This window comes from Xanthobacter nonsaccharivorans (assembly GCF_043194755.2).
Classification (GTDB): domain Bacteria; phylum Pseudomonadota; class Alphaproteobacteria; order Rhizobiales; family Xanthobacteraceae; genus Xanthobacter; species Xanthobacter autotrophicus_G.
On sequence record NZ_CM195526.1, the window covers coordinates 3528269 to 3542760 of the forward strand.

A 14492-nucleotide genomic window follows, 5' to 3' on the forward strand; every position below is an offset into this window, starting at 1 on the left:
CCATGAAGACGCAACCCCGTTCCGTCCGCCTTCCCGCGCTCGTTCTGAGCCGCCCCGACCACGAGCGCCTCACCGGCCTCGCCACCGCTGCGCTCGACCGCATGCCGGAGGTCGCCGAGGAGCTGCTTGGCGAACTCGAAAGGGCACGCCTCGTGCCGGCTGGAAAGGTACCGGCGAACGCCGTGCAGATGGAGGCGACCGTGACCTATAGCTCGGGCGGCAGCATGCGGACCGTAAAGCTGGTCTATCCCGAAGATGCGGACATCGCCGCCGGCCGGGTGTCGGTGATGACCCCCATCGGCGCCGCATTGATCGGGCTTTCGGAAGGCCAGTCCATCAGCTGGACCGCCCGAGACGGACGCCGTCACACGTTGCAGATCATCGAAGTTGCACCGGTTGGACGCTCCCCGGACGGGCAGAAGGTCGATCAGGAGAGCAAGGAACATGCACGGTGAGGCCGAAGGTGGGATTACGCCTCACCGGTGATCGGCGCGCGCTCTTTCCTTACGCCTGGAGAGCGATCCGCTGGAGACGACGCCCCCGGACAGGGACCGGGGACGGCTTCTGAGCGGGCACGGTGCCGGGCTCACTCGCCGGCGCCGGGCCCGCTAGGCACCGTCAACGCAGCCGCTCGGTCCACGCCGCGAGCGCTGAGAGGAGCTGGCGGATGAAGTCCGCCGTCGCCTCGTCGGTCAGCTTGCCGTCCGCATCGAACTTGGTCTGGGCGGCGCCGATCATCACCTCCGGCTTGTTCACCGGGAAGGCGTTGAGGAAGACGAGCATCTGCCGCAGCTGGTATTGCGCCCGCGCCGTGCCGAGAATGCCCATGCTCGCGCCCATGATGGCCACGGGCTTGTTGTCGAACGGCTGGCTCGGCGGGCGCGAGGCCCAATCGATCGCGTTCTTCAGCACGCCGGGAATGGAATAATTGTATTCCGGCGTCACGAACAGGATGGCGTCGGCCGCGGTCAGCTGGTCGCGGAAGCGCTGCACCTGCGGCGGATAGCCGGCGAGGCGGACGTCGTCGTTGTAATGGGGAAGATCGCCGATCTCGGCCGCCTCGATGCTCATGCCCTCCGGCGCGAGCGCGATGGCCGCCTTCAGGGCTGCCGTGTTGTAGGAGCCTGCGCGCAGGCTGCCGGAAATCCCCACGACCCGGATCGGGCGGGCGTCGCTTGCCATGTCTTTTCTCCAGTGAAACGCGGATGATCGGCCGTCAGCCCTGGCGGCGGAGGAAACCGGTGATGGTCACGCGTTCCCAGATTCCCGCCTTGTGGAAAGGGTCGGCGGCGTTGAAGCGTTCCGCCGCGGCACGGTCCGGCGCCTCCACCAGGAACAGGCTGCCGATCATGGTCGCGCCGTCATCTGCGACCAGCGGGCCGGACATGACGATGGTCACGCCGAAGGCGGAGGTGTCGGCGAGAAACGCCTTGTGCGCCTCGTAATGGGCGAGGCGGGTGTCGAGCGCGCCTTTCCGGTCAACGGCGTGGATGGCGAACAGCATGCGGCAGGCTCCTGCGAGGACAAGGGCGGCGTCCAGACTTCACCGGAGCCGCCCCTTCTAGAGGTTCGATGGTATCTAACGCGTTTGACGCCTTCAGTTCGTCTTCGTGGACATGGCCGCGGCCTCGCTCCAGCTCGGACAGGCGCGGGATTCGAGCGGAACGTCATAAGGCTGATAGTTTGACGCGTTCACCACGGTGGGCTTCAGCACCACCTCGCCGACGATGGATTCGTTCCGCAGGGCACGGATGGCCACCATGGTGCCGATGCAGCCCTGCACGAAGCCGTTGTAGTCCCCGGAGGCAAGCAGCTTTCCGGCCTTGATGGCGTCCACGGCCTCCTTGGTGCCGTTGATGCCGATGACCTTGGCCTTGCGGTTGGCGCCGTCCAGCGCCTCGATGGCGCCGACGGCCATGGCGTCGTTGGCGGCGAGCACGCCGTCGATCTGGGGGTGGGACTGCATCAGATTCTCCATCACCTGCAGGCCCTGCAGGCGCTGGTAGTTGGCGGGCTGGCTCGCCAGCAGCTTCACGTCCTTGTTTTCCTTGATGGCGTCGTTGAAGCCGCGCACCCGGTCGATGTTGGTGAGGGAACCCTTCACACCTTCCAGGATCACCACGTTGCCCTTGCCGCCCATCTCCTTCAGCAGGTATCGGGCGGTCTCGAGGCCGAGGCTGTAGTCGTCCGCGCCCACGAAGGCGAGGAACTTGCCGCCGGCGCTGCGGTCGGTGACGTTCACCACCGGGATCTTCGCCTCGTTGATCTGCTCCACGCCCGGCACCATGGCCTTGTAGTCCACCGGCACGAAGACGATGGCGCTCGGCTTCTTCACGATCACGTCCTCGATCTGGCTCAGCTGCTCGGGGATCGAGTCCGGCTTGGTGGGAATGTAGTGCACCACCTTCGCGCCCAGGGACTTGGCAGCCGCCTCGGCGCCCACGCGCACGGTCTGGAAATAGGGGTTGGTCTGGTTCTTGGTGAAGACGGCGATGGTCTCGTCGGCCGCGAGCGCACCGGTGGAGATCAGCACGGCGGGCAGCGCCGCGGCGAGCAGCTTGAGCTTCGTCATTGGGGTTCCTCCGTTTTTTGGTCGTTGCCTGGGGTACGCGTCGGGCTCAGGAGCGCCTGCGGCCAACCATGTCGAGCCACACGGCGAAGATGACGATCACGCCTGTCACCAGGGGCTGCCAGCTGGCGTTCACCGCGAGCAGGTTCATGCCGTTCAGCACCAGGGTCAGGATCAGCGCGCCGACGAAGGTGCCGAACACGCTGCCCACCCCGCCGAAAAGGGAGGCGCCGCCGATGAGCACCGCCGCGATGGCCGGCAGCGTCATGGCCTCACCGATGTCGCCCTCGGCCGAATTCAGCCGGGCGAGGAAGACGATGGAGGCAACCCCCGCCATGGCGCCCGAGAAGGCGTAGACGAGGATAAGGCGCCGATCGACCGGAATGCCCGTGAGCCGGGCCGCCACCGGATTGGCGCCGATGGCATAGATCTGCTGCCCCCACACGGTGCGCTGCGCGAAGACCGTGCCAGCGATGAGGAAGCCGATCATCAGGTAGACCGGGATCGGGATGCCGAGGAAATAGCCCGAGCCGATCTGCCGGAAACCGGGCGGGAAGCCGTGGATGGTCTCCCCGCCCATGTAATAGTAGGTGATGCCGTGCAGCACCCAGAGCATGCCGTAGGTGGCGATGAAGGAAGGGATCCTCAGCTTCGCCACCATGAGGCCGTTGCAGATGCCGATGGCGCAGCCCGTGGCGAGCCCCGTCAGCGTGCCCAGCACCGGCGAGCCGGTGGCCTTGATGACGGTCGCGGCGAGGCAGGCGGAAAGCCCGATGTTGGCGCCGACCGACAGGTCCAGCCCGCCGGTGAGGATCACCAGCGTCAGCCCCGAGGCGAGGAAGAACAGGAGGCTCGCCTGCCGAAGCACGTTGAGGATGTTGTTGGTGGTGAAGAAGGCTTCCGTGGCGAGGCTCAGCGCCACACACAGGAGGCCCGCCGCCAACAGCCGGTAGAGCAGCTGCTGCACGTCCTTGGAGAGGTGGATGCGGGGCGCCCCCGCGGAGATGTCGCCGGCGAGGCTCATGACTTGTGGCTCCGCATGCCGTCGAGGAAGAGGGCGAAGATGACGAGGGCGCCGATGCAGGCCACCTGCACCGAGGACGGCACGGCCATGAGGTTCAGCCCGTTGCGCAGCACGCCCACGGTGAGCACGCCCATGAGCGTGCCGAAGATCCAGCCGTTGCCCTTCTCGAACGAGGTCCCGCCCAGCGCCACGGCGGCGATGGCGTCGAACTCCATGCCGATGGCGGCGGTGGGATGGCCGGCATTCATGCGGGCGGTCATCAGCAGGGCTGCGACGCCAGCCATGGTGCCGCCGAGCATGTAGACCGCGATCAGCAGCCGCCTCCACTTCACGCCGGCCAGCGTCAGCGCGTCCCGGTTGCCGCCCAGCGCGCACACATAGGTGCCGAAGCGGGTATGGTAGAGCAGCACGTGGAACAGGGCGTAGAAGCCGGCGCCGATGAGGATCGGGTTGGGGATGCCCGCCACCTCGCCCGAATAGACCTGCCGCACGAAGCGCGGGATGCCCACCACGCTCTGCCCGTCGGAGACGATGAGCGCGAGCCCCTGCGCCGCGCCCAGCGTGCCCAGCGTGGCGACGAAGGGCGGGATGCCGAGCACCGACACCAGCCAGCCGTTGGCGAGGCCGAAGACGAGGCCCACAGCCAGCGCCCCCGCAAGACCCAGCACCAGCGACTGCGTGGCGACCACGATCAGCGCCAGCACCAGCGAGGCAAGGGTGAGCACCGCGCCCATGGAGAGGTCCAGCCCCTCGGTCATGATGATCAGCGTCATCGGCAAGGCGAGGAGCAGCAGGATCACCGACTGGACGAGGATGTTCGAGAGGTTGCCGGCGGTGAGGAAGCCGGGGCTCGCCACCGCGAACAGCACGCACAGGGCGGCGAGCGCCACGGCGACGCCGGGCACTGATGGAATGCGCGCCCGCGCGAGGGGGGAGGAAAGGGCCCGGTCACTCATCGTGCATCCCCATTCGGACGATGTTCTCTTCGGAGAGGTCTGCGCGCGACAACTCGCCGACGACGCGCTTGCCGCGCATGACGTAGGCGCGGTCGCAGACATGGACGATCTCCGCCTGCTCGGAGGAGATCATGAGCACCGCCGCGCCTTCCGCCACGAGCTGGTCGATGAGGGCGAAGATCTCGGATTTCGCGCCCACGTCGATGCCGCGGGTCGGCTCGTCGAAGATGAACAGGCGCGTGCCGGCGGCGAGCCACTTGCCGATCACCACCTTCTGCTGGTTGCCGCCCGAGAGCACCGCCGCGCTCTGGTTCGGCGAGGGGGTGGCAATGCGCAGGCGGGAGATCAGCTCCTCCGCCGAGCGCCGCGCCCTGCCGGGCGAGAACATCATGTTGGGAAAGAGCTTCGGCAGGCCGGCCACGGCGAGGTTGTCGCTGACGGTGCGGATGAGGGCGAGCCCCTCCGTCTTGCGGCTCTCGGGGATGAGGCCCACGCCGGCGAAAGCCGCGGCGTCCGGGCCGCCGGTCCTGGCCTTGCCGAAGATGCGGACTTCGCCGGCGGTCACCTCGTCCGCGCCGAAGATGGCGCGCGCCACCTCCGTACGGCCGGAGCCGACGAGGCCGCACAGGCCCACGATCTCCCCTGCCCTCACCTTCAGGTGGATGTCGCGAATGCCATTGGTGGAACAAAGGCCGCTCACCTCCAGCACCACTTCGCCCGGCTCGGTGGCGAAGCGGCGGGGATAGGACATGTCGACATTGCGGCCGACCATCATGCGCACCAGTTCGTCCGGCGTGGTCTCGCCGGGGAGCGCGCGGCCCACCAGCTTGCCGTCGCGCAGCACGGTGATGCGATCGCCGAGGGCGAACACCTCGGCCATGCGGTGGGAGATGTAGACGATGGCGACGCCCTTCGCCTGCAGCTGGCGCATCACCTCGAACAGGCGCTCGGTCTCCCGGTCGGAGAGCGCGGCGGTGGGCTCGTCCATCACCAGGATGCGCGCATCCTGGGAGAGCGCCTTGCCGATCTCCACCATCTGCTGCTGGGCGACGCCGAGAGCGTGCACCTTGGTGCGCGGGTTCACGTCGAGGCCGATGAGGTCCAGCACCTTCTTCGCCTCGCGGTAGAGGCGGCGGCGGTCCATGAGGCCGGGAATGCGCGAGGGGAACTCGCGGCCGAGGAAGATGTTCTGCGCCACGTCCAGATAGGGGACGAGGGAGAACTCCTGGAAGATGACGGCGATGCCGAAGCGCCGCGCATCGGCGGGCGAGCGGATCTCGATCCGTTGGCCATTGTGGAAGTATTCGCCGGCGTCGGCCTGGTAGGCGCCGCACAGCACCTTCATGAGCGAGGACTTGCCGGCGCCGTTCTCGCCGAGCAGCATGTGCACCTCGCCGGGCCACACGGCGAAGGACACGTCGTCGAGCGCCTTCACGCCGGGAAAGGTCTTGGAGATGCCCTTCAGCTCCAGAAGCGGCGCTCCGGGCGCGGCCGGCGGCGCGGCCAGCTCGAGGCGAGGCGATGTTGCCATGACCGCCCTCATGGTGCGTCTCCGTGGTTCGATGCGCGGGGCCGGAAGATCTTGCCGGGGTTCATGATGCCGTCCGGGTCGAGGGCGCCCTTCACGAGGCGCATGACGTCCACCGCCTCGCCCAGCTCCAGGGGCAGGAAATCCATCTTGCCGACGCCGATGCCGTGCTCTCCCGTGCAGGTGCCGTCGAGCGCAATGGCGCGCCGCGCAAGGCGATCGCAGAAGGCCTTGGCCCGGGCGAGCTCCTCGCCGCTGTCCGGATCGAGCAGCACGAGCAGGTGAAAATTGCCGTCGCCCACATGGCCGACAACCGGGGCGGTGAGGCCAGTTTCCGCGATGTCCGCCGCGGTCTCCACGAGGCATTCGGCGAGGCGGGAGATGGGCACGCACACGTCGGTGATCATGGCCCTGGCACCGGGGCGCAGCGCGAGGCCGGCGTAAAGCGTGTTGTCGCGGGCCTGCCAGAGCCGGCTGCGCTCCTCCGGTGTCGTCGCCCACTGGAAGCCCTGCCCCCCGAGCTCCGCCGCAAGCGCCTGCGCCGTCTCCGCCTGCTCGGCCACATAGGCCCTGGAGCCGTGGAACTCGAAGAAGAGGTGCGGAAGTTCCGGCAGGCCGAGCTTGGCGTGCAAATTCATGCCGCGCATCATCACGGCATCGAGCAGCTCGACGCGGGCCACCGGCACGCCGGACTGGATGACGGCGATGGCCGTGTCCACGGCGGCCTTGAGGTTCGGGAAGGCGCACACGGCGGAGGAGATGGCCTCCGGCTGCGGATGCAGCTTCAGGGTGATCTCGGTGATGACGCCGAGCGTGCCCTCGGCGCCCACGAACAGGCGGGTGAGGTCGTAGCCGGCGGCGGATTTCCGCGCCCGCTGCGCGGTGCGGATGACGCGGCCATCCGCCAGCACCACTTCCAGCGCCAGCACGTTGTCCTTCATGGTGCCGTAGCGCACCGCCATGGTGCCGGAGGCCCGCGTCGAGGTCATGCCGCCGATGGAGGCGTCCGCCCCCGGGTCGATGGGGAAGAACAGGCCGGTGTCCCGCAGCTGGGCGTTCAGCTGCTTGCGGGTGATGCCGGACTGGACGGTGACGTCCATGTCCTCCGCATTCACCTTCAGCACCTCATTCATGCGCCCCATGTCGAGGCACACGCCACCGTGGAGCGCGGCCGCGTTCCCCTCCAGCGAGGTGCCGGCGCCGAAGGCGACGAGGGGCAGCTTCATCTCGCGGCACAGGCGGACGATCGCCTGCACCTCGGCTGTCGTCTCCGGAAACACCACCACGTCCGGCGGGGTCGCCGGATGATAGGCCTCGCTGCGACCATGGTCGGCGAGCACGCCCTGGGCGCGGGTGGCCCGCTCGCCGACGATCTCGGTGAGGCGCGCCAGCACGGCATCCATGGGGCGGCCGCCGATGGTCATATGGGCAGACATGCTTTCCTCCCTCCGCACGCATCCCGTTGGCCGGGCTTTGCTGCGCGATATTGTGTGTCCGTTCGTTACGCCGCCCGCGAGGTCGCGGCGGAAATCGGGTTGAGGCGGAAATCGTAGGTGAGCTGGCACCAGGGCCGGTCCATCACCCGCCCGTCCGGCGCCGCTCCCGCCGGGTGGGCGGTGAAGTCGCGGATGAGCGAGTCCTTCACCCCGAACACCGCATCGCTGTCGAGATAGGGGTCGCCGGACACGAACACATGGGTGACGAGCTTCTCGTGGCCGGGGGCCTCGATCATGAAATGCACATGTGCCGGACGCCACGGATGGCGCCCCTGCGCCTCCAGCATCTTGCCCACCGGCCCGTCGTGCGGGATGGGATAGGCTGCCGGGCGGATGGACCAGAAATGGAACCGCCCGTTCTCGTCGGTGCGGAACCGGGCCCGCGCCACGAGGTCCGCGCCCTCGTGCTGCACGTCGTAATAGCCATCCTCGTCCGAATGCCACACATCGACGATGGCATTGGCGAGCGGCGTGCCGTCCGCGGTCGCCACCGTGCCGGAGGCGAACATGGGCTCGCCGGCGAGGTCACCGGAAATGTCGGTGCCGCAGGGCGCCTCGGGCGGGCCTTCCACATAGAAGGGGCCGAGCACGGTGCTCTCGGTGACCGCGGTCTGGTGGTCGTGGTTGATGGCGTCCACCAGCATGGACACGCCGAGCGTATCCGAGAGCAGGATGAATTCCTGCCGCGTGCCGGTGCACATGTGCCCGGTGTCGGTGAGAAAGCCGATGCCCGCTTCCCACTCCGCCTGGGTGGGCCGCACCTCCCGGATGAAATCGTGCAGGTGGCGGATGAGCGCCTCGCTGATCTGGCGAATGCGGTCGTCCGGCGCGTTGGCGACGCGCTCCAGCACCGCCTGGGTGATGCTGAACTGGTCGAAATTCCTCATGCGAGCCTCCCTTCGTTCTTCTCGAGATCCGGCTCGCCTAGTCCTGCGAGCCATTCGGCGAGGCGGACCGTGGCAATGAAGTCCGTCTCGCCGTCGCCGCGCCCGATGAGCGCGCCGTAGATCTCCCGCGTGAGCGTGGCGAGGGGCATGGCCATCTCGGCAGCGTGGCCGGCCCCGACGATCAGGTCGAGGTCCTTGGCCATCTGCCGGCAGGAGAAAGTGGAGTTGAAGTCGCGCGTCTCAAGGCTCTTCGCCTTGTAATGGACCATGGGCGAGCCCACCGCGCTGTTGGTGAGCACGTCGAGGATGTCCTGCCAGACGAGGTTGCCCTTGCGCGCGAGCACGATGCTCTCGCCCATCATGGCGGCGGAGACGGCGATCATCAGGTTGACCGCGAGCTTGGCGTAGCGCGCCTCCTCGGCCGTGCCGAGATATTTCTGGGCGCGGGTGAAGTCCTGCGCCACCGGCAGGAAGGTCTCGAACGCCTCGCGCGGGCCGGAGACGAAGCAGGTGAGGTTGCCGGTGTGGGCGATGGCCGCGTTGCCGGAGACCGGCGCGCGCAGGTAGCGGATGCCCTGCCCTTCCGCCGCCTGCGCCAGCTCGGCGGAGATGGTGGGGCTGACCGTGGAGGTCTCCACCAGGATCGCGCCCTTGCGCATCACGGCGAGCAGCGGGCCATCGAGGGCCACCGCCCTCAGCGCCCTGTCGTCCGGGAGCGAGGTGAAGACCATATCGCGGCCGGCCGCCTCCTCCAGCGTCGCGGCGGGGGTCACTCCGCCACCGGCGACCTCGGCGATGCGCTGCTGGTCGCGGTCGAAGCCGGCGATGTCGCGGCCGGCGCCGGCGAGGCGGGTGGAAATGGGCAGGCCCATCTTGCCGAGCCCGATCCAGCCGAGGGATTGTGTGTCAGCCATCATCCTCTCCTCACGCCGCCTTCCTGCCGAGGCCCAGCTCGTCGACGATGCGCGTGCCCGAGGCGGAGAGCCGGGCGAGCTTGTCGTCGATGCCGCCTGCAAGCAGCGTCCTGTCCTTCTTCACGAAGCGCCCGGCGATCATCACCGCTTCCACGTCCCCGCGGCCCGCCTGCATCACCACCGTTGCGACGGGATCGTGCACCGGCTGGAGGTGAAGGGCGCGGGCATCGATGAGCACGAGGTCGGCCTGCTTGCCGGGGGCGAGGGAGCCGATGCGGTGGTCGAGCCCCAACATGCGCGCGCCCGCGATGGTGATCCATTCCAGCGCCTGCCGCACCCGCACGGTGGCGGTGGCCGGAATGGCGCCGGTCTCGCGGCGGCTGTCCGTATTGTCCAGCACCCGCTGCATGCCCAGCGCGATGCGCGCGACGCCCATCATGTCGCCGGCCAGCACGCTCTCGAGGTCCACCCCGAGGGAGGGCGCGGCGCCGCGCTTCAGCAGCCGGCCGGTGACGGGGAAGCCGTGGCCCTGGGTCATCTCGTTCTCGGGTGTCACCGAGAAGGAGGCGCCGAGGTCCACGAGGCGGGAAAACAGCTCATCGGAAAGGTCGTTGCCGTGCACCAGATTGATGCCCGGCCCGACCAGCCCTTCGGCGATCAGCGTCTCCCAGCCGCCCGGCGTCTTCGCCGCGCCGCCGCCCTGGTGCATGGAGGCGACAAGGCCGAAGTCGCGGGCGAGGCGGAAGTCGGCGCGGGCCACCTCCAGCGTGGAATAATGCGGGCCGAGGATGGCGAGGCCGAGCGTCATGAGCCCATCGTCGCCCGCAAACTGGCCGCGACGCAGACGCTCGATCTCGGCGCGGGGGTGCGGCACCTCGGAGAAATGCGGCTCGCCGGGCCTCGGATCGGGCTTGGGCGAGCCGTGGAAGAAGGCGGCGCGGATGCCGCTCTCCGCCAGCGCCCCCACGGCCGCATCGGTATGGTCCGGCGTCGGGTTGTTATGGCACCAATCCACCAGCGTGGTGGTGCCGGCATCGATCTGGCCGAGCGCGCCTACCAGCGTCGCGATGCCGATGTCGTCCGGCCGGAAGCGGGTCGCAAGGCCCGCATGCACCCAGCGGAAATATTCCAGCAGCGTCCAATCGGCGGCGAGGCTGCGCAGCCCCGTCTGCCAGGTGTGCATGTGGGCGTTGACGAAGCCGGGCACGCAGATGCGCCCCGCAGCGTCCACCCGCTCGGCGTCGGGCGCCTCGATGTGCGGGCCGATGGCGGCGATGCGCTCGCCCTCGACGAGGATGTCGCCCACCGGCAGGTCGCCGACGCATGGCTCCAGCGAGAGAATGGTCGCGCCGGAAATGAGGATCCGCCGGCCGGAGGTGCTGGGGCTGCTGCTCTGGCTCATGGCTCAGGCGGCCTCCTCTGCGGGCTCGACCGCAACCGGCCGCTCGCCGGCGAAGGCGCGGGCGATGAGGTCGCGGATGCCATCACGCGTCACGGGGCGCGGGTTCCAATACGGGCTCTCCACCGCGAGGTCGGCGGCCCGCTCGATCCCGTCGGCCGGCATGCCGATGTCCGCGAGCGCCCGCGGCACGCCCAGGGCCCGGACAAGGTCGAACAGGCCCTGCGCCGCATCCGGCGCGCCCAGCGCCCGGGTAATGGCGGCCATGGCTTCCGGCGCCGCCGGGGCGTTGTAGGCCACCGCATGGGGCAGCACGATGGTGTGCGTCTCGGCATGGGGCAGGTTGAAGGTGCCACCGAGCGTGTGGCAGAGCTTGTGGTGCAGCGCCATGCCCACCGCGCCGAGGCAGCAGCCGCACAGCCACGCGCCATAAAGCGCCATGGTGCGGGCCTCCATGTTCGCCGGCTCATGGATGAGGATGGGCAGCGCCGAGGACAGGGTGCGGATGCCGTCCTCGGCCATCAGCGAGATCACCGGGTTGCGATCGCGGGCGTAGAGCGCCTCCACCGCATGGGCGATGGCGTTGACGCCGGAGGTGGCGGACAAGGCCGCCGGCAGGCCCACCGTCAGCTCCACGTCGTAGATCACCGCCTCGGGCAGCACGTCGAGGGAGCGGATGGTGGTCTTCCGCCCGCCCTGGGTCTCGCCGAGGATGGGCGTCATCTCCGAGCCCGCATAGGTGGTGGGGATGACGAGCTGGGGCACGCCGGTGCGCAGGGCCAGCGCCTTGCCGAGCCCGGTGGTGGAGCCGCCGCCCAGGGCGACGACGCAATCGGCGTCCGCTGCCCGCAGGGCATCAAGCGCGGTTTCGGTGACCTCCACCGGCGTGTGCATGGTGGCCCCGGAAAAGACGCCGGCGCATCCAGCACCGATGAGCCCGGCGATGCGCTGCCCCTCCCCCGCCTGCTGGGGCGTGGTGAGGACGAGGGCCCGACGGCCGCCGAGCCGCGCCACCTCGGCGCCCACCTCGGCGACGGTGCCGCGCCCGAAGCGGACGCGGATGGGCAGGGCCTCGTAGGTGAAGGTGTCGATCATGATGATCTCTCTTGCGGGAACACGTGGGCGCCGGCGGGCGCCGGTTTGCTCACGCGCCGGCGACGAGCGCGCCGCGCGGGTGCAGGGCCGCTTCCGTCGCGCTTGTCGCGGCGCTGCGGGGCGTGGGTTCGGCCGCCACATAATCCACCTGGAACCTTGCGATCCGCAGGTCGGCCAGTTCCTGGCGCACGCGCAGATGCTCGGGATGGGAGGCATAGGCGGCGAGATCGGCGGGGGTCGCGAACTCGGACACGAGCACCACGTCGCACGCATAATCCACGTCGCTGATGTCGAGGCCGACTTCCACATGGGTGAGGCCCGCGACACGGCCCCTGAGGCCTTCGAACGCGGCTTTCACCTTCAGGCGGGCGGCTTCGCGCTCCTCGCGCGTCTCACCGCCCACCCGCCACATGACGATGTGCCGGACGGGTCCGATCATTGGCGTTTCCTCGACCTTATTGGTCTTTCGTTGAGGATGAGTTTTGACTTGCGCGCAGCGGAAATAAACCGGATTTTATGGAACGGTCTTTTGCGCCAAGTGGAAATATGACCCTGGAAATATGGATCGCCTGACCCAGATCGAGGTGTTCGTGAAGACCGCCGAGCTCGGCAGCCTCTCGCGCGCGGCGGAGGCGCTCGGCATGTCGAACGCGGCGGCGAGCCGGCATCTCTCGGCGCTGGAGGAACGCCTCTCGGCGCGGCTGGTGGAGCGCAACACCCGCCGCCTGTGGCTGACGGAGGCGGGACAGGAATTCTACCAGCGCAGCGGAACCCTGCTGACGGAGCTGGCGGAGGCGGAAGAGGCGGTGAACGAGCATACGCTCGCCCCGCAGGGTCTATTGCGGGTAACGAGCTCGCTCTCCTTCGCCACCATCTATCTGGCGCCTATGCTGCCGGAATTCCGCAAGCTCTATCCCAAGCTCAGCGTGCACATCGCGGTCGCGAACCGGTATCTCGACTTCATCGAGGCCGGTATCGACGTGGCCATCCGCACCCGCCTGCATGAGCCCGACACGAACATCATCGTGCGCCGCCTCGGGCGGATGCACCGCGTGCTCGCCGCCTCCCCCGCCTATCTCGAAGAGCATGGCCGGCCAAGGGAGCCCGCCGACCTCACCCGGCACGACATGCTGGTCTACAACCTCGCGCAGGACCCCTTCTCGCTCCGTCTCACCAAGGGCGACGTGGAGCGCACGGTGCGCATCTCCGCCGCGCTCGACTGCAACGACGGGCAGGTGATCCGACAGGCGGCCCTCTGCGGCCTCGGCATTCTCATCCAGCCCATCTACATCGTGCAGGGCGATATCGAGGCCGGGCGGCTGGTGCCGGTGATGCAGGACTGGCAGCTTCCCATGCTGACCATGAACATCGCCTACCAGAACCGGGAGCGCCTGCCCGCCAAGATCAGGGTGTTCACCGACTACCTGGTGAACTACGTGCGCCAGGCCTCCAACAGCCTGTTCCTCCGGTGAGGGCTGCCGACCGGCGGCTTTGCGATTTCCGACCGGGTAGGGTGAGCGCCACGGCGAGCGACCGGCGAGCACGCTCCGCGGTGTGTCGGGCGCGGGCCAGGACATCGGCGCGGCCCTGCCTGATGATGAAAGGCATAATTCTGTCTGGTCGGTACGGATCGGGCCCGACGGATTCTTCGATGTGTCGGACGTCCGTCGCGCGCTCCTCGTTCCGGCGTCCTTCTCGCGGCCGGAGGATATAACGCGGCTGGGCTACAGCCATCCGGTCAGCGACATCACCTTCTCCGAATGCGGCGACCGGGACGTCATGCGGCTCGGCGAGCGCGGCGGCTTCCGCAACCTCGGCCTCAATATGGAGAATGCGTTCGCCCGGCCCCATGAGGCCCGCGCGCTGCGCTATGCGCTCAATCCGGCGGGCGCCTGGCTTTCCTCTGGCCGCTATGACGTCGGCTTCTACGATCGGCGCAACGAGGGGCAGCCCTTTGTCCGTGCGAACTGCGCCAGCGGCGTCGCATTCGGCTACGGCTACGCGCCGCGCGGCTGGTCCATCGATCGGACCAAGCCTGACCAGACCGTGTGGCTGTCCGGCGATGTCCTGTGCTTCGCCCCCGGCGCCACCACCTCCACCGACGACGCGGAGGTGAACGGCATCCAGGGCACGCCGGCGGGCGCCGTCGACGAGTTGCTCCCGTCCGGGGCCGCAAGCCGCCTATCCCGCCGGAGGCCCGCCCTATCCGCCTGTGGGCCTGGCGCAATCCTGCCTCATCGACGCTGACATCAATGTCGGCGCGGACGGGCCGGTCGACAGCGCCGGGCTGACGCGCAACGACGCCGCGCGCATCGGCGATGTCGCCATCTACGAGCCGTGCGCGCCGCCCACCCCGGCGCTGACCCTACTGAAGCGGCAGGTTGCTCCGGTCTGCCTTCCCGGTGCCGAGTGCACCTTCGAGGTGTTGCTGACCAATGCCGGCCCCAGCGGGTGGAACGGCATCCCGCGCATCATGGACACCCCGCCGCTGGGCACCGTTCTTCTGAGCGCCTCGTTTCCGTGGCGGTGCATTCCCGTCGCCTCCGTCCGGCCATGGAGGAGGGTGTCGGTCCAGGGTCTGGGCAGTGTGAGTTGAATTCGCCGCGGTGGAGCCTTATGCGTGG

At 68.7% G+C, this 14492-nt stretch carries 15 protein-coding genes and 1 pseudogene; 4 read left to right on the forward strand and 12 right to left on the reverse strand.

Annotated elements, in window-relative coordinates; all coding sequences use genetic code 11:
- Positions 1 to 2 precede the first annotated feature (2 nt).
- Positions 3 to 455 carry a nucleoside diphosphate kinase regulator gene (gene rnk, locus V5F59_RS16155; protein ID WP_393976232.1) on the forward strand — a complete coding sequence of 151 codons (453 nt, stop codon included), beginning with the start codon at positions 3 to 5 and terminating at the stop codon, positions 453 to 455.
- A gap of 163 nt (positions 456 to 618) precedes the next feature.
- Here the strand turns inward: rnk and V5F59_RS16160 are convergent, their stop codons facing one another.
- The 12 genes and pseudogenes from V5F59_RS16160 to V5F59_RS16215 form a co-directional block, all read right to left on the reverse strand.
- Positions 619 to 1182, reverse strand: a complete 564-nt coding sequence (locus V5F59_RS16160; RefSeq protein WP_393976233.1) for an NADPH-dependent FMN reductase — start codon at positions 1180 to 1182, stop codon at positions 619 to 621.
- Between the two features lie 34 nt (positions 1183 to 1216).
- A complete protein-coding gene (locus tag V5F59_RS16165) occupies positions 1217 to 1504 on the reverse strand; it encodes a YciI family protein (protein ID WP_393976234.1) in 288 nt (95 codons plus the stop codon).
- 93 nt (positions 1505 to 1597) lie between these two features.
- Entirely contained in the window at positions 1598 to 2572 is a 975-nt protein-coding gene (locus V5F59_RS16170) for a sugar ABC transporter substrate-binding protein (protein ID WP_393976235.1), read from the reverse strand.
- Between the two features lie 46 nt (positions 2573 to 2618).
- Complete coding sequence (locus tag V5F59_RS16175; protein ID WP_393976236.1) at positions 2619 to 3593, reverse strand: ABC transporter permease; 975 nt, start codon at positions 3591 to 3593, stop codon at positions 2619 to 2621.
- On the reverse strand, positions 3590 to 4549 hold the full coding sequence (locus V5F59_RS16180; RefSeq protein WP_393976237.1) for an ABC transporter permease: 960 nt from the start codon (positions 4547 to 4549) through the stop codon (positions 3590 to 3592). Before V5F59_RS16180 ends, V5F59_RS16175 begins: the two co-directional genes overlap by 4 nt.
- On the reverse strand, positions 4542 to 6080 hold the full coding sequence (locus tag V5F59_RS16185) for a sugar ABC transporter ATP-binding protein (RefSeq protein WP_393976238.1): 1539 nt from the start codon (positions 6078 to 6080) through the stop codon (positions 4542 to 4544). Before V5F59_RS16185 ends, V5F59_RS16180 begins: the two co-directional genes overlap by 8 nt.
- A gap of 8 nt (positions 6081 to 6088) precedes the next feature.
- Positions 6089 to 7513, reverse strand: coding sequence for an FAD-linked oxidase C-terminal domain-containing protein (locus tag V5F59_RS16190; RefSeq protein WP_393976239.1), 1425 nt, complete (start codon positions 7511 to 7513; stop codon positions 6089 to 6091).
- Between the two features lie 65 nt (positions 7514 to 7578).
- Entirely contained in the window at positions 7579 to 8460 is an 882-nt protein-coding gene (locus V5F59_RS16195) for an intradiol ring-cleavage dioxygenase (protein WP_393976240.1), read from the reverse strand.
- A complete protein-coding gene (locus V5F59_RS16200; RefSeq protein WP_393976241.1) occupies positions 8457 to 9374 on the reverse strand; it encodes an NAD(P)-dependent oxidoreductase in 918 nt (305 codons plus the stop codon). The genes V5F59_RS16195 and V5F59_RS16200 overlap by 4 nt, the downstream gene beginning before the upstream one ends.
- Positions 9375 to 9384: 10 nt before the next feature.
- Complete coding sequence (locus V5F59_RS16205; protein ID WP_393976242.1) at positions 9385 to 10776, reverse strand: amidohydrolase family protein; 1392 nt, start codon at positions 10774 to 10776, stop codon at positions 9385 to 9387.
- A 3-nt stretch (positions 10777 to 10779) separates the two neighbouring features.
- Positions 10780 to 11868 carry a maleylacetate reductase gene (locus tag V5F59_RS16210; RefSeq protein ID WP_393976243.1) on the reverse strand — a complete coding sequence of 363 codons (1089 nt, stop codon included), beginning with the start codon at positions 11866 to 11868 and terminating at the stop codon, positions 10780 to 10782.
- A 127-nt stretch (positions 11869 to 11995) separates the two neighbouring features.
- Positions 11996 to 12307, reverse strand: a pseudogene (locus V5F59_RS16215) (Dabb family protein); the annotation flags it as partial.
- A gap of 121 nt (positions 12308 to 12428) precedes the next feature.
- Here V5F59_RS16215 and V5F59_RS16220 point away from each other — a divergent pair.
- The 3 genes from V5F59_RS16220 to V5F59_RS16230 all read left to right on the forward strand — a co-directional run bounded on the left by V5F59_RS16220 (position 12429) and on the right by V5F59_RS16230 (position 14464).
- Positions 12429 to 13340: a LysR family transcriptional regulator gene (locus tag V5F59_RS16220; RefSeq protein WP_393976244.1), complete on the forward strand. Its 912-nt coding sequence runs from the start codon at positions 12429 to 12431 to the stop codon at positions 13338 to 13340.
- A gap of 82 nt (positions 13341 to 13422) precedes the next feature.
- A complete protein-coding gene (locus tag V5F59_RS16225; protein ID WP_393976245.1) occupies positions 13423 to 14115 on the forward strand; it encodes a hypothetical protein in 693 nt (230 codons plus the stop codon).
- On the forward strand, positions 14081 to 14464 hold the full coding sequence (locus V5F59_RS16230) for a hypothetical protein (RefSeq protein WP_393976246.1): 384 nt from the start codon (positions 14081 to 14083) through the stop codon (positions 14462 to 14464). The genes V5F59_RS16225 and V5F59_RS16230 overlap by 35 nt, the downstream gene beginning before the upstream one ends.
- The last annotated feature ends 28 nt before the right edge of the window (positions 14465 to 14492 follow it).